The sequence below is a fragment of the Rhodopseudomonas palustris genome (assembly GCF_003591005.1).
GTDB lineage: Bacteria > Pseudomonadota > Alphaproteobacteria > Rhizobiales > Xanthobacteraceae > Rhodopseudomonas > Rhodopseudomonas palustris_K.
This window is the reverse complement of sequence record NZ_QYYD01000001.1, coordinates 1-14,084: the sequence shown is the minus strand read 5'-3', so window position 1 is coordinate 14,084 and position 14,084 is coordinate 1. Positions and strand designations below refer to the sequence as shown.

General features: G+C 65.4%; 13 protein-coding genes and 1 tRNA gene. 10 read left to right on the top strand and 4 right to left on the bottom strand.

The window, feature by feature from the left end; translation table 11 throughout:
• Positions 1 to 17 precede the first annotated feature (17 nt).
• The 3 genes from D4Q52_RS00070 to D4Q52_RS00060 all read left to right on the top strand — a co-directional run bounded on the left by D4Q52_RS00070 (position 18) and on the right by D4Q52_RS00060 (position 1,378).
• The gene (locus tag D4Q52_RS00070) at positions 18 to 395 is read left to right on the top strand and encodes an integration host factor subunit alpha (protein WP_119854509.1); all 378 of its coding nucleotides are present in this window, start codon (positions 18 to 20) and stop codon (positions 393 to 395) included.
• Positions 396 to 410: 15 nt separating this feature from the next.
• Positions 411 to 1,205 (top strand): MerR family transcriptional regulator, encoded by a 795-nt coding sequence (locus tag D4Q52_RS00065; protein WP_119854508.1) that lies wholly within the window; start codon positions 411 to 413, stop codon positions 1,203 to 1,205.
• A 95-nt stretch (positions 1,206 to 1,300) separates the two neighbouring features.
• Positions 1,301 to 1,378: transfer RNA gene (locus tag D4Q52_RS00060), tRNA-Pro, on the top strand.
• Between the two features lie 310 nt (positions 1,379 to 1,688).
• On the opposite strand, the gene D4Q52_RS00055 is transcribed toward D4Q52_RS00060, so the two are convergent.
• Positions 1,689 to 3,566, bottom strand: coding sequence for an ABC-F family ATP-binding cassette domain-containing protein (locus D4Q52_RS00055; RefSeq protein ID WP_119854507.1), 1,878 nt, complete (start codon positions 3,564 to 3,566; stop codon positions 1,689 to 1,691).
• A gap of 164 nt (positions 3,567 to 3,730) precedes the next feature.
• On the opposite strand from D4Q52_RS00055, the gene ndk reads away from it, so the two are divergent.
• Together ndk and D4Q52_RS00045 are read left to right on the top strand one after the other, a co-directional pair.
• Positions 3,731 to 4,153 (top strand): nucleoside-diphosphate kinase, encoded by a 423-nt coding sequence (ndk, locus tag D4Q52_RS00050; RefSeq protein ID WP_054164926.1) that lies wholly within the window; start codon positions 3,731 to 3,733, stop codon positions 4,151 to 4,153.
• Between the two features lie 71 nt (positions 4,154 to 4,224).
• Positions 4,225 to 5,058 carry a TerC family protein gene (locus D4Q52_RS00045; protein ID WP_119854506.1) on the top strand — a complete coding sequence of 278 codons (834 nt, stop codon included), beginning with the start codon at positions 4,225 to 4,227 and terminating at the stop codon, positions 5,056 to 5,058.
• A gap of 159 nt (positions 5,059 to 5,217) precedes the next feature.
• On the opposite strand, the gene D4Q52_RS00040 is transcribed toward D4Q52_RS00045, so the two are convergent.
• Positions 5,218 to 6,003, bottom strand: a complete 786-nt coding sequence (locus D4Q52_RS00040; protein ID WP_119854505.1) for a Crp/Fnr family transcriptional regulator — start codon at positions 6,001 to 6,003, stop codon at positions 5,218 to 5,220.
• A gap of 559 nt (positions 6,004 to 6,562) precedes the next feature.
• Here D4Q52_RS00040 and D4Q52_RS00035 point away from each other — a divergent pair.
• Complete coding sequence (locus D4Q52_RS00035; RefSeq protein ID WP_119854504.1) at positions 6,563 to 6,766, top strand: cold-shock protein; 204 nt, start codon at positions 6,563 to 6,565, stop codon at positions 6,764 to 6,766.
• Between the two features lie 51 nt (positions 6,767 to 6,817).
• On the opposite strand, the gene purN is transcribed toward D4Q52_RS00035, so the two are convergent.
• Positions 6,818 to 7,468 carry a phosphoribosylglycinamide formyltransferase gene (purN, locus tag D4Q52_RS00030; RefSeq protein ID WP_119854503.1) on the bottom strand — a complete coding sequence of 217 codons (651 nt, stop codon included), beginning with the start codon at positions 7,466 to 7,468 and terminating at the stop codon, positions 6,818 to 6,820.
• Between the two features lie 4 nt (positions 7,469 to 7,472).
• A complete protein-coding gene (gene purM, locus D4Q52_RS00025) occupies positions 7,473 to 8,546 on the bottom strand; it encodes a phosphoribosylformylglycinamidine cyclo-ligase (protein WP_119854502.1) in 1,074 nt (357 codons plus the stop codon).
• 179 nt (positions 8,547 to 8,725) lie between these two features.
• Here purM and D4Q52_RS00020 point away from each other — a divergent pair, with 179 nt between their 5' ends.
• The 4 genes from D4Q52_RS00020 (at position 8,726) to ppx (ending at position 13,950) form a co-directional block, all read left to right on the top strand.
• Positions 8,726 to 9,355, top strand: a complete 630-nt coding sequence (locus D4Q52_RS00020) for a CDP-alcohol phosphatidyltransferase family protein (RefSeq protein WP_182915168.1) — start codon at positions 8,726 to 8,728, stop codon at positions 9,353 to 9,355.
• A 41-nt stretch (positions 9,356 to 9,396) separates the two neighbouring features.
• On the top strand, positions 9,397 to 10,074 hold the full coding sequence (locus D4Q52_RS00015) for a chromosomal replication initiator DnaA (protein ID WP_119854500.1): 678 nt from the start codon (positions 9,397 to 9,399) through the stop codon (positions 10,072 to 10,074).
• 156 nt (positions 10,075 to 10,230) lie between these two features.
• A complete protein-coding gene (locus D4Q52_RS00010) occupies positions 10,231 to 12,432 on the top strand; it encodes an RNA degradosome polyphosphate kinase (RefSeq protein ID WP_182915167.1) in 2,202 nt (733 codons plus the stop codon).
• A gap of 12 nt (positions 12,433 to 12,444) precedes the next feature.
• Positions 12,445 to 13,950 (top strand): exopolyphosphatase, encoded by a 1,506-nt coding sequence (gene ppx, locus D4Q52_RS00005; protein ID WP_119854499.1) that lies wholly within the window; start codon positions 12,445 to 12,447, stop codon positions 13,948 to 13,950.
• Positions 13,951 to 14,084 lie beyond the last annotated feature (134 nt).

Here is a 14,084-nt window from a genome sequence, read left to right as displayed (position 1 = left end):
GTGAGGCGGGGCGGGCGATGAGCGGGACCGGAAGAACAGTCACACGTGTCGATTTATGCGAGGCCGTCTATCAGAAGGTGGGTCTGTCGCGCACGGAATCGTCGGCATTTGTCGAACTGGTGTTGAAGGAGATCACCGACTGCCTGGAGAAGGGCGAGACGGTGAAGCTGTCGTCGTTCGGTTCGTTTCTGGTCCGGCAGAAGGGCCAGCGCATCGGCCGCAATCCCAAGACCGGGACAGAAGTGCCGATCTCACCGCGGCGGGTGATGGTGTTCAAGCCGTCGGCGATTCTCAAGCAGCGTATCAACGCCAATGGCGCGGCGGGCGCGCCGATGTCGTCGAGTGCGACGGCGGACGACAAGTCCGAAACCGCGTCCGGATCGGCCGGCAACTGATTTAGGAGACTGCATTTGGACAAAGCGCCGGATGCATTCCGAACGATTAGCGAAGTCGCCGCCGAGCTCGACATTCCGCAGCACGTGCTGCGATTTTGGGAGACGCGGTTCTCGCAAATCAAGCCGATGAAGCGGTCGGGCGGCCGGCGTTACTACCGGCCGGATGACGTCGACCTGCTCAAGGGCATCCGCCGTCTGTTGTACGGCGAAGGCTACACCATCCGCGGCGTCCAGCGCATCCTCAAGGAGCACGGCATCAAGTCGGTGCAGCGCCTTGCCGACAGCGAGGCCAGCGCGACGTTCGGCGCGGTCGAGGAAGCGATCGGCCGCAGCGTCGCGGAGGAGGATTACGAGCCCGCGCTCGGCCACGGCATCGATCTCGACGACGATGATTACGAGGGCGAGGACGAGGGGCTCGACCTGCACGCCGCGATGGCCGAGCCGGACCTGCGCGCCGCGGCGGCTCCTGCGCCGAGCCGGCCCACGCGGCCGGAGTCCCACCCCGCGGACCGGCACGAGCCGAGGTTTGGCGCCTCCGCGCGGGCTGCGGAGTTTGACGAAGAACTCGACGAGCCCGCGTTCGACGCCTCCGTCTTGGACGAGCCGAATGACGGGCCCGGCTTCAAATCCCACGACGACGAGGACGACGATCATCCGGCACCGCCGCGCCTGAAACTGCCGCCGCTCGATCTGCCGCAGTCGCGAGCCGAGCCGGCACGGCCGCCGGTCGACCTGGCGCCGCTGCGGGCAGTGCTGCAAGACCTGATCGCGTGCCGCGAGGCGCTCGATGCGGTGATGAAGGACGGGTAGGGGTCCGGTTTCGGCCGTCTGCGACCCGCGAATTGACGCCAGCCGCCTTGCGCCGCCGGCCATTCGCCGCTACAGCATCAGGGCCGAAACGGCATCGGAGCGTGGCGCAGCCCGGTTAGCGCACTAGTCTGGGAGACTAGGGGTCGAAGGTTCAAATCCTTTCGCTCCGACCATTCGCAGAATGTCCGTCTGGGATGTCTGCCGACGCAGCATCACTGAGGAAATCTCGGACCGCCGCATTCGACCGCAGCGAGACGACTTTATCTCCGGCTTCCTGCCTGCTGCTCGACGCAATTACTTGCTCAGTACTCTCGTCATGACCGGGCTTGTCCCGGCCATCCACGCCTTATGCCGCGCTAACGCTGTAAGGCGTGGATGCCCGGCACGAGGCCGGGCATGACGCGGGGTGAGGTTTGCGCCGATATCATCGGCCGAGTGTCCGGCCACGCTTTCGATCGCCGGCGGTTCGCTGACCAGCTCTTGCTACGCCCCCTGCGCCCCATCCATCGCCGCGCTCGCCTCTAGCCATTGCTCTTCCGCCTTGTGCAGCGCCGCCTGGGCGTTGGCGCGGGCCGTTGACAACTGTGCGGCTTGTTTGGGGTCGCGGGTGAACAGGTCGGGGATCGCGAGGGCGGCGTCGATCTTGTCGATGATCGCGGTGATGCGCTCGATCTCGGATTCGGCGTCTGCGATTTGCTGCTTCAGCGGCACCGCTTTCTTCGGCCGCGGCTGTGACGGCTTAGTGGACGCGGCGCTGTCGCTGCGCTCCTTGGGATCGCGCGCGGGGCGACCGCCGCGCGACGACAACACGGCGCGGCGATAGTCGTCGAGGTCGCCGTCATACGGTTTGACCTTGTGATCGGCGACGACCCAGAGCTGATCGGCGCAGGCGTCGATCAGATAGCGATCATGCGACACCATGATCACGGCGCCGGGGAAGTCGTTGATCGCTTCGGCCAGCGCGGCGCGGCTGTCGATGTCGAGATGGTTGGTCGGCTCGTCGAGAATGATCATGTTCGGGCCGAAGAAGGTTGCGAGCCCGAGAAGTAAGCGCGCCTTCTCGCCGCCCGACAGGCTCTTCACCAGCGTATCGGCGGCCTTGCCGGAAAAGCCCATGGTGCCGGCCCGGGTCCGGACCTTGCTCTCCGGCGCGTCCGGCATCAGCCGGCGGATGTGATCGTAGGGCGAGCCGTCGGGATTGAGTTCGTCGAGCTGGTGCTGGGCGAAGTACGCGACGGATAGTTTGTCGGCGCGGGTCACCGCGCCGGAGAACGGCTTCAGCCGATCCGCCAGCAGCTTGACCAGCGTCGACTTGCCGTTGCCGTTGGCGCCGAGCAGCGCGATGCGGTCCTCGGTGTCGACCCGCAGCGTGACGTTGCGCAGCACCGGCTGCGCGCGGTCGTAGCCGACGGTGACGTTGTCGGCGGCGAGGATCGGCGGCGACAGCGTCTTCTCCGGCGGCGTAAACACGATGTCCGGCACGTCGTCGCTGACCAGTCGCGTCACCGGCTTCATCTTCTCCAGCATCTTGACGCGGGACTGCGCCTGCCGCGCCTTCGAGGCCTTGGCCTTGAAGCGGTCGACGAACGCCTGCAGGTGTTTGCGGCGGGCTTCCTCGCGCTTGGCATTCTTGGCGTCGAGCGCTTCCTTGTTGGCGCGGAATTCCGCATAGGCCGAGTAGGTGCCGCGGAAATGTACCAGCCGGCCGCGATCGAGATGCAGGATCTCGTTGACCGAGGTGTCGAGCAGATCTCGATCGTGGCTGATGACGATCACCGTGCGCGGATAGTTGGCGAGGTGATCCTCGAGCCACAGCGTGCCTTCGAGATCGAGGTAGTTGGTCGGCTCGTCGAGCAACAACAGATCCGGCGCCGCGAACAGCGTCGCCGCCAGCGCCACCCGCATCCGCCAGCCGCCGGAAAATTCCGAGCAGGAGCGCAGCTGGTCCTCGGCCGAAAAGCCAAGGCCGCTGAGGATGGCAGCAGCGCGCGCCGGCGCCGAATGCGCGTCGATGTCGACCAGCCGGGTCTGAATCTCCGCAATGCGGTGCGGATCGTGCGCGGTCTCGGCCTCCGCCAAAAGCGCGTGGCGCTCGAGGTCGGCTTTCAGCACCACCTCGATCAGCGTCTCGGGGCCATTCGGCGCTTCCTGCGCGAGGCTGCCGACGGTCCAGCGCGGCGGCATGGTGATGCGACCGGTCTCGGTCGCGAGCTCGCCGCGGATGGCGTGAAACAGCGTCGACTTGCCGGCGCCGTTGCGGCCGATGAAGCCGACCCGCGCGCCGGGCGCGATCTGCACGGTGCTTTGGTCGATCAGCAGCCGTCCGGCGATCCGGACCGATATGTCGGACAGGGTGAGCATGGGCGGGTTTTGACCGGGACGGGCGGCAAACGCAACCGGCGAGGCAGCGAATGTAAGGTTTGGCGAGTTTTGCCGGCGCGGGGCGGGCCGCCGGCTTGCCGGAGCGCGGCGGCGCCGATATAAGCCGCGCAACTCACTCCAGCCCTCACTTTCAAGGACCATCCATGGCGATTCAGCGGACTTTCTCGATCCTCAAGCCCGACGCGACCGAGCGCAACATCACCGGCGCGATCAACGCCCTGATCGAAAAGGCCGGTCTGCGCATCGTGGCGCAGAAGCGGATCCACATGACCCGCGGCCAGGCCGAGACCTTCTACGCCGTGCACAAGGAACGCCCGTTCTTCGGCGAGCTGGTCGACTTCATGACCTCCGGCCCGGTCGTGGTGCAGGTGCTCGAAGGCGAGGGCGCGATCGCCAAGTATCGCGACGTGATGGGCGCCACCGACCCGTCGAAGGCCGCCGACGGCACCATCCGCAAGCTGCACGCCAAGTCGATCGGCGAAAACTCGGTGCACGGTTCGGACGCTCCTGAGACCGCCGCGATCGAAATCGCGCAGTTCTTCGCCGGCAACGAAATCGTCGGCTGAACGTTGTGACGACCATGGTCGCGGACCGCTCACGAGCGGCCGCGGCCATTTTTCCAACGCGGTGAGGGGCTGTGGACTGGGTTCTGAGCATCTTTGATCCCGCGACCCTGTCGGGTCTGATCGCCCAGTTCAAAAGCGACCTGCATCAGCCTGCGTTCTGGCTTTCCGTCGGCAAGATCATCTGGATCAACGTGCTGCTGTCCGGCGACAACGCGCTGGTGATCGCGCTCGCCTGCCGCGGCCTCAATGCCCAGCATCGGCTTTGGGGCATGATCCTCGGCGCCGGCGCCGCCGTTTTCCTGCGCATCATCTTCACCGGCATCGTCGCCACCCTGATGGAGTGGCCGTATCTCAAGCTGATCGGCGGCCTGGCGCTGCTGGTGATCGCCGCCAAGCTGCTGGTGCCGGACAACGAGGACGAGGACAGCGTCAAATCCGGCAGGCATCTTTGGCACGCGGTGCAGATTGTCGTCGTCGCCGATATCATCATGAGCCTCGACAACGTCATCGCCGTCGCGGCGGCCGCCAATGGCAGCGTGCCGCTGTTGATCCTCGGCCTCGCCATCAGCGTGCCGCTGATCGTCGCCGGCGCGGCGCTGATCATGCTGGTGCTGGAGAAGCTGCCGCTGTTGGTATGGCTGGGCGCGGCGCTGCTCGGCTGGATCGCCGGCGAAGTGATCGCGACCGATCCGGCGGTGTATCCGCTGATGCTGAGCTTCGACGGTCCCGGCGCGCAGATCGACCGGCTGTTCCGCACGATCGGGCTCGCGACCGATTTCGGCACGCCCGGTCATGTCGGCGAGTATCTGTTCGCGCTGTGCGGGGGTGTCCTCGTGCTGATCGCCGGCACGATCTGGCGGCGCGTGTCGCTCGGCAACAGCGCGGCGACGACGCCGTCGTCCTGAACGCCAAACGCCGGCGAGCGCCGGCGTTTTTATCGAGCCGTCATGCCCGGCCTTGTGCCGGGCATCCACGCCTTGCTGACGCAAACGCCGTCAAGGCGTGGATGGCCGGGACAAGCCCGGCCATGACGGAACGCTTTTGTTGAGCAGTCGAACCTGAGCCTAAGCCGTGCCGGCGATAACCTCGCCATGGCTGTGGCCATGGTCGCAGCCCGCATGGCCGTTGCCGTCCTGCGGCGCCTGCGTCCACGCATAGGCATCACGCACCACGCCATAGCAATCGCAGGCGCGGCCTTCCAGGCCGACTCGATCGGTGACCCGGACAGCGCCGCGGGTTTTCTGCACCAGCCCTTCGGCCTCGAACTGAAGCAGCGCATTGGTGATGCTGGCACGGCGGACGCCGAGACTGGCGGCGAGCAGTTCGTGGGTGATGTACAGGACGTCGCTCTGAACGCGATCATTGGCGAGGAGCAGCCAGCGCGCAAGCCGCTGATTGATCTCGTGTCGCGCGGCGCACAGCACGCTCTGGGTATTCTGCGCGATCAGCGCCTGAACATAACGCAGCATGTGTTCGCGGATCTGCGGCCGCTCGGCGAGCACGGCGGTCAGATCTTCAGTCGAGATGCGCAGCGCGGTTCCCGGCATCGAGGCGACCGCGCGCTGTGAAGCGATCGGATTGCCGAGCACGACGGGTACGCCGACGTAACCGAACACGCCGACCATCGCGGTCTCGACATAGTCGGTGCGGGTGCCGGCGATCTGCGACACCAGGCCCTGCTCGATAAAGTGGACGTATTCGACGCGGCGGTTGGCTTCCTGCAGCACAGCGCGTCCTCTGAAATCGACCGGCCGCAACATCGGTTGCAGGGCGAGCAGGTCATCCGGAGCAAGCTGCGCAAGAACGCGGTTCTTCACCGGGGTGGGGGCGTTGATGATTTCGCTGGACACGATCAGGACGGTCTCCTTGCGCGCGGGTGAATGAGGGGGCGAAGGGAACCGGCTCGGCCGATTCAGCGCGAACAGTAGTCAACTGTACGGTGGATGAACACCGCGGGGTGTGTTCAAAATTGTCGCATGCGAATGGAACCCGACCTATGCGGCGGCGCAGCAATCGTAATCTGAAGCTCCATCGCGGCCGAAAGGCCTCCTTTTCGATCATAAAAGCTGGGATTCGATGCAGATTGCCGCGCGCCTGCAAAGCGGCCCCCGCGATCGCCGTTCAACTGATCACTTGAACTACACGACGCAACTATCTGGCGCTTATTTCTGCGGCACTCGCAAGACTTGCTAAGCGCGAAAAATCGTGTTGCAATTCATATGCAATCGGATGGGCCATGCGGCGTTGATATTTCGCGACTTCGAAACCTCGGACGTGAATTTCCGACCTGACAATCTCAGATCTGAAAATCTGGGACCTGATAGTCAGGCTGGCCTCGGGATCGCCGTTGTGGCGTGGCACGCTCATCGCGCGCCGCGTCTTTTTTTGTGATCAGACAGGAGACAGGCGATGCAGAAGGGCACCGTCAAATGGTTCAATCCGACTAAGGGTTACGGCTTCATCAGGCCAAGCACAGGCGACAAGGACGTGTTCGTCCATATCTCGGCCGTCGAGCGCGCCGGGCTCAGCACGTTGAATGAAAACCAGACGATCGAATACGAACTCGTCGAAAATCGCGGCAAGACGTCGGCAGAGAACCTGAAGGTCTCCTAACAGATAGCGTCCGGTGCGCGTGGACTTGCATAGTCCACGTCGAGCGCTCGGTTACGCCGGCACGATGAGCGCCTGATCAGTCGCGCCGTTCGAGGTCGATTTACAGATGTCGCCCTCGAAGCGCGTGCGACCGGACGCGACCAGCTCCAGCGCCTTCGGATAGATGCGGTGCTCGACCGCAAGCACGCGCGCGGCGAGCGCGTCCACGCTGTCGTCATCATGGACCGGCACGGCGCCTTGCATCACGATCGGGCCGGCATCGGTTTCGGCGATGACGAAATGCACCGTCGCGCCGGAAATCTTGACGCCGGCGCGCAACGCCTGGCCGTGCGGATCGAGTCCTGGAAAGGACGGCAGAAGCGATGGATGAATGTTCAGCATCCGTCCGTACCAGCTGTTGACGAAATCCGCGGTGAACAGCCGCATGAAGCCGCCGAGGCAGATCAGCTCGATGGCGCGCTCGTCGAGAGCCGCCTGCAGCACGGCTTCGAAGCCGGCGCGATCCTTGCCGAAAGGCTTGCTCTCGATCACCAGCGTCTCAATGCCGCTGCGCTGCGCGATCGCGAGACCGCCGGCGCTTGCGGTGTTCGAAATCACCACGGCGATCTCGGCCGGGAAACCGTCCTCCGCGGCGGCTTCAATCAGCGCGGCCATGTTGGACCCACGCCCGGAAATCAGGATAGCGACGCGACGTTTGCTCACGGAATCACCAGGACAGATCGAGGTGACCGTCGTAGACGACGCGATGCTCACCCTTGGCGGCGATCACCTGACCGAGCAGATGCACGCTCTCGCCGGTGCTGGTCAGCGCCTCGGTGACGGCCTCGACGGCGTCGGCCTTGACGATCGCGATCATGCCGATGCCGCAGTTGAAGGTGCGCAGCAGTTCGAGCTCGGCGATGTCGCCTTGCTCGGCCAGCCATTTGAACACCGGCAACACGGGTAGGCGCGGCAGATCGATGCCGACGCCGAGGTGCTTCGGCAGTACGCGCGGGATGTTGTCGGTGAAGCCGCCGCCGGTGATATGTGCCAGGCCCTTGATCGCGCCGGTGGCGCGGATCGCGTGCAGGCAGGATTTCACGTACAGCCGCGTCGGCGCCAGCAGCGCACCGCCCAGCGTCATGACCGGCGAGAACGGCGCCTGCGCGTCATAGGGCAGGCCGGACTTTTCGACGATCTTGCGCACCAGCGAAAAGCCGTTGGAGTGCACGCCGGAGGAGGCGAGGCCGATCACCGCGTCGCCTTCGGCGATGTCGGGCGAGGGCAGCAGCGTGCCGCGCTCGGCGGCGCCGACCGCAAAGCCGGCGAGATCGTAGTCGCCGTCCTTGTAGAGGCCCGGCATCTCGGCGGTCTCGCCACCGATCAGCGCGCAGCCGGACTCGCGGCAGCCTTCGGCGACGCCGGCGATGATCTCGGCGGTGGCTTCCGGATCGAGCTTGCCACAGGCGAAGTAGTCGAGAAAGAACAGCGGCTCGGCGCCCTGGACGACAAGATCATTGACCGACATCGCCACCAGATCGATCCCGATCCCGGCATGCAGCTTGGCCTCGATCGCAACCTTGACCTTGGTGCCGACACCATCGGTGGCCGCGACCAGCACCGGATCCTTGAAGCCGGCGGCCTTGAGGTCAAACAACCCGCCGAAGCCGCCGATTTCGGAATCGGCGCCGGCGCGCGCCGTGGCCCGAACCATCGGCTTGATCAGGTCGACGAGACGATTTCCCGCGTCGATGTCGACGCCGGAATCGGCATAGGTGAGGCCGTGCTTGCGCTCGGTCATGGCCGGCTCCTGCAGAAAGGGCGCTGCGCGGGGCTGGCGTGCCGCCCGGCATCAAGCCGCCGCCGATGGTTTCCGCCGGTCGCGCTAGACCTAAGTCCCGCTTGTCCGCGCCCGGGCGATGGTTTGGGGTGGTTACGTCGGATTTCGCCGGCGCGCAATGGCTCGCAAGGTGACCCTGCATGGTCTATGTAGACAACCGGCCCCGGCTGCCGTGGAAACTTCGTGAATTTGGCCGCATCTGGGGCGCAAGCCGAGACCGTCGCGTGAGCATTCCGAATATCATTACGCTTATTCGTATCCTGCTGGTGCCAGTTATTGTCTGGGCCATTGCATCGAACGAAATGGCGGTCGCATTCGCTATCTTCGTCATCGCGGGTGTCAGCGACGCGGTCGACGGCTTCCTGGCCAAGCGCTTCAACATGGCGAGCGAACTCGGCGCGCTGCTCGATCCCCTGGCCGACAAGGCGCTGCTGGTATCGATCTACGTTTCGCTCGGGATCTGGGGCGCGATCCCCCGCTGGCTGGTGATCCTGGTGGTGTCTCGCGACATCATGATCGTCGGCGCCGTCATCGTATCGTGGGTGTTCGGCAAGCCGGTACCGATGAAGCCGCTGATGGTCTCGAAACTGAACACCGTGGCGCAGGTCGGTTTTGCGGCTTTGGTGCTCGGCACGCTTGGGTTCAGCATCGAACCTGCGCCCTACGACGTTATTCTCATGGGGCTGGTGACAGTCTTGACCTTGCTTTCGGTCTCCCTCTATCTCGTCGAGTGGACGCGACACATGAGCACGATCGAGCCTGGTCGCTGAAACGTCGCCGGCTGCGCAGCGCGCCGGCATGGAGCGACCCCGTGGCAGTCCGCGTACAACCTCGACAATTGGCCTTGGACCTGCCGCACGCCGAAAGCCTGTCGCGCGAGGATTTCCTGGAAGGCACCGCCAATACCGCGGCGCTCAAGCTGATCGAAAGCTGGCCCGACTGGCCGAACCGCATCATGCTGCTGGTCGGCCCGGAAGGCAGCGGCAAGAGCCACCTCGCATCGATATGGGCCGAGCAGGCGGGGGCGCGGTCGACCTCGGCCCAGGCGCTGACACCGGCCAACGTGCCGGGCGAACTCGCCACCGGCGCGCTGGTGGTCGAAGACCTGATCCCGGGCAGCTTCGACGAGCGGGCGCTGTTTCACCTGATGAACCTGGCGCGCGAGGACGAGGCCTCGGTGCTGATCACCGCCCGGCTGGCGCCCTCGGCGTTTCCGCCGGAATTGCGCGACCTGCGTTCGCGGCTGCGGGCCGTGCCGGTGGTCAACCTGCTGGCGCCGGACGACGCGCTGTTCCGGGCGCTGATCGTCAAGTTCTGCGCAGACCGCCAGATGAGCATCGACGCCAATCTGGTCGGCTATCTGGCCAAGCGGATCGACCGCTCCTTCGCGGCGGCGCGCCGTACCGTCGAGCTGCTGGACACCGAGGCGCTTCGGCTCGGCCGTCCGGTGACGCGGGCGCTCGCTGCGGACCTGCTGCGCGACGCCTGAGAGCGTCACCGCCCGCGACAAGCTGACCGCCGCTGCGCCTTGACGGGCTGAAGGCCTGGTCCATCATTGTCATGGAAACGTCTTGCGAATGCAGCATTGTCTCGCCGCATCGCCTACCGGCACGTCACTCTCCCAAACAGGCTGGACCGACTTCTCATGGATTCCGAGCAAATCATTGTGATTGAAGAGAAAAAGGGTGAGGCCGAGCCAGCGTCGGTGGTCGCGGCGGGGCCCGAGCGGTTCATCAATCGCGAGTTGTCGTGGCTGCATTTCAATCGCCGCGTGCTCGAAGAGTCGGTCAACACCCATCATCCGGTGCTGGAACGCGTGCGATTTCTGTCGATTTCTGCAAATAACCTTGACGAATTCTTCATGGTCCGCGTCGCCGGCATCAAGGCGCAGGTCCGCGAAGGCATCACCGAACGGAGCCCCGACGGGCTGACGCCCGCCGAACAGCTGGTGCTGATCAACGACGCGGTCTCTCGGCTCGCTGCCGATCAGCAGGCGATCTGGCGCGATCTGCGCGGCGTGCTGGCCGACAACGGCATCGTGCTGCTCGACGGCCGCGACTGCAGCAAGTCCGAGCGCGCCTGGATCGAGGACCATTTCCTCCACAACATTTTCCCGCTGCTGACCCCGCTGGCGATCGATCCGGCACACCCGTTTCCGTTTATCCCGAGCCTCGGCTTCACCATCGGCCTGCAGCTGGCGCGCGTCACCGACGGCAAGGCGATGAACGCTCTGATCCGCATGCCGGGCAAGATCGACCGCTTCATCCGTCTGCCGCCCAACGGCAAGGACCAGTCGGTGCGACTGATCACGCTGGAGCAGGCGACCTCGCTGTTCATCGGCCGGCTGTTCCCGGGCTATCTGGTGAAGGGGCAGGGCTCATTCCGGGTCATCCGCGACAGCGAACTCGAAATCGAAGAGGAGGCCGAGGATCTCGTGCGGCTGTTCGAGACCGCGCTGAAGCGACGCCGCCGCGGTTCGGTGATCCGGCTGGAGGTCGACGCCACCATGCCGGAAGAGCTGCGTGCCTTCGTGCAGCGCGCGCTGACGACCTCGGACGACGAGGTGCTGCTGGTCGACGGCGTGCTGGCGATGAACGAGCTGTCGCAGCTGACCCGCGTCGATCGTCCCGACCTCGAATTCCCGCCTTATGTGCCGCGACATCCGGAGCGGGTGCGCGAGCACGGCGGCGATATCTTTGCGGCGATCCGGCAGAAGGATCTGATCGTCCATCACCCTTACGAGTCGTTCGACGTCGTGGTGCAGTTCCTGCAACAAGCTACGCGCGATCCGGATGTGGTGGCGATCAAGCAGACGCTGTACCGCACCTCCAACAACTCGCCGATCGTGCGGGCGCTCGCCGAAGCCGCCGAGGCCGGCAAGTCGGTCACCGCGCTGGTCGAGCTGAAAGCACGGTTCGACGAAGAGGCGAATATCCGCTGGGCGCGCGACCTCGAACGCGCCGGCGTACAGGTGGTGTACGGCTTCCTGCAGCTCAAGACCCATGCCAAGCTGTCGCTGGTGGTGCGCCGCGAGGGCGGCAGCCTGACCACCTACGTGCACACCGGCACTGGCAATTATCACCCGGTCACGGCGCGTATCTACACCGACCTGTCGTACTTCACGTCCGATCCGATCATCGGCCGCGATGCGGCGCGGGTGTTCAACTACATCACAGGCTATGCCGAGCCGAGCGACATCGAGAAGATGGCGGTGTCGCCGCTGACGCTGCGCAAGCGGATGATCGAGCACATCCAGGGCGAGACGGCGTTCGCGCGGCAGGGCAAGCCGGCGGCGATCTGGCTGAAGATGAACGCGCTGGTCGATCCGGAGATCATCGACGCGCTGTATGAAGCGTCGCGCGCCGGCGTGTCGGTCGACCTGGTCGTCCGCGGCATCTGCTGCCTGCGCCCGGGCGTCCCGGGGCTGTCGGAAAACATCCGCGTCAAATCGATTATCGGCCGCTTCCTGGAGCACGGCCGGGTGTATTGCTTCGGCAACGGCCACGGCCTGCCGAGCGCCAAAGCGTCGGTGTACATCTCGTCCGCCGACATGATGCCGCGCAACCTCGACCGCCGCGTCGAAATCCTGTGCCCGCTGCAGAACCCGACGGTGCACCAGCAGGTGCTGGAGCAGATCATGGTGGCGAACCTGAAGGATACCGAGCAGAGCTGGCGGTTGTTGCCGGACGGATCGTCGACGCGTATGAAGATCGCGAAGGGCGAGGAGCCGTTCAACGTCCACAATTACTTCATGACCAATCCGAGTCTGTCCGGCCGTGGAAAGTCGCTCAAGGAATCTTCGCCGCGGCGCCTCACGCGCCGGTCGGAGCGCAACGCGTCTTCTTGAGGATCCGCGACGTTGAGTAAGCGACCGCTGAAGCGCGACGCCAGCGTCGCCGTCATCGACATCGGCTCGAATTCCGTCCGCCTCGTGGTTTACGAGGCGTTGGCGCGCAGCCTGATCACCGTTTTCAACGAAAAGGCGCTGTGCGGCCTCGGTCGTGAAGTGCAGAGCACCGGACTGCTCGCGACCGACGCCGTCGACAAGGCGCTGACGGCGCTGCGCAGGTTTCGTGCGCTAATCCGTGTGATGAAAGTCGGCCGGGTCTACGCCATCGCGACCGCGGCCTGCCGCGACGCCAGCAATGGCCCGGATTTCATTGCGGCTGCGGAGCGAATCTGCGGCGTCTCCATCGAGATCCTGTCGGGTCCGCGCGAGGCCAAGCTGTCTGCGCTCGGCGTGATTTCCGGCGTGCACAAGCCGGACGGCATCGTCGGCGATCTCGGCGGCGGCTCGCTCGAACTGATCGACGTCCGCGGCAACCAAGTTCGCAAGGGCGTGACGCTGCCGCTCGGCAGCCTGGCGTTGCAGGACGCATCGCAGAAATCGTTGAAGAAGGCCGAGAAGATCGCGAAGGACGCGCTGACCGGGGCGCTGCCGCTGAAGGCGGCGCGTGGGCGGTCGTTCTACGCGGTCGGCGGCACCTGGCGCGCGCTGGCGCGGATCCACATCGCGCAGAGCGGGTACCAGCTCAAGGTGATGCACGGCTACGCGATCCCCGCGGCGGAAGCGCTGCGGTTCGCCCGGCGGCTACGCGCGCTGGTGGCAACTAATCAGCTCGCCGACATCGAGCTCGTCGCCGACGCGCGCCGGCCGCTGCTCGCCTATGCGGCGCTCGTGCTCGAATACGTCATCGAGGCGGCCAAGCCAAAGATGATCGTGTTCTCGACCTACGGGGTGCGCGAGGGTCTGCTGTTCGAGCAGCTGCCCGCCGCCGAGCGCGCCAAGGACGGGCTGATCTGCGCCGCGCAGGATCTCAACAAGCTGCTGTCGCGCTCGGCGCGCCATGCCGAAGAGCTGATCGACTGGACCGACCGGCTGTTCCGTATCGCCAAGGTGCGCGAAGCCGACGGCGAACGCCGGCTGCGCCACGCCGCTTGCCTGATGTCGGATATCGGCTGGCGCGTGCATCCCGATCATCGCGGCGAGCAGACGCTGTCGCTGATCACCAACGGCAATTTCGGCGACGTCACGCATCAGGAGCGCGCCTTCATGGCGCTGTCGGTGTTCTATCGCTATGCCGGCTTCAGCGAACAGAACGAACCGCCGACCGCGGTGCGCGAATTGGTGACTCAGGCGATGGACGAGCGCGCGCGGCTGCTCGGCGCAGCATTCCGCGTCGCGCATCTGATCAGCGCGGCCCGGCCCGGCGTACTGCCGGCCACGCAATTCCGCACCAGCGAGCGCAAGCTGATGCTGGTGTTCGAGCATCGCCTGGTCGACCTCGTAGCCGACCGCGTCGGCAGCCGCTTCAAGCAGCTCGCGCGGATGGTCGGGCGGACGGGAAGTATTGTGCGGCGCTGAAGGTAACCTCGACCGCCGTCATTGCGAGCGCAGCGAAGCAATCCAGCTCCGTGCGCCGGGGGTGATGGTTTGTTAAGAGGGGGAGCCAAGAGGGGGGTTATTTAGGGGGCGGTTGTTGGGGGGGGGGGCGTATT

Excerpts from the sequence above, each read along its gene's own strand:
- D4Q52_RS00035 (WP_119854504.1), top strand. The coding sequence starts at position 6,563 with ATGCAGAAGGGCACCGTCAAATGGTTCAATCCGACTAAGGGTTACGGC.
- D4Q52_RS00020 (WP_182915168.1), top strand. The coding sequence starts at position 8,726 with ATGGTCTATGTAGACAACCGGCCCCGGCTGCCGTGGAAACTTCGTGAA.
- purM (WP_119854502.1), bottom strand. The coding sequence starts at position 8,546 with ATGACCGAGCGCAAGCACGGCCTCACCTATGCCGATTCCGGCGTCGAC.
- D4Q52_RS00055 (WP_119854507.1), bottom strand. The coding sequence starts at position 3,566 with ATGCTCACCCTGTCCGACATATCGGTCCGGATCGCCGGACGGCTGCTG.
- ndk (WP_054164926.1), top strand. The coding sequence starts at position 3,731 with ATGGCGATTCAGCGGACTTTCTCGATCCTCAAGCCCGACGCGACCGAG.
- D4Q52_RS00010 (WP_182915167.1), top strand. The coding sequence starts at position 10,231 with ATGGATTCCGAGCAAATCATTGTGATTGAAGAGAAAAAGGGTGAGGCC.
- D4Q52_RS00070 (WP_119854509.1), top strand. The coding sequence starts at position 18 with ATGAGCGGGACCGGAAGAACAGTCACACGTGTCGATTTATGCGAGGCC.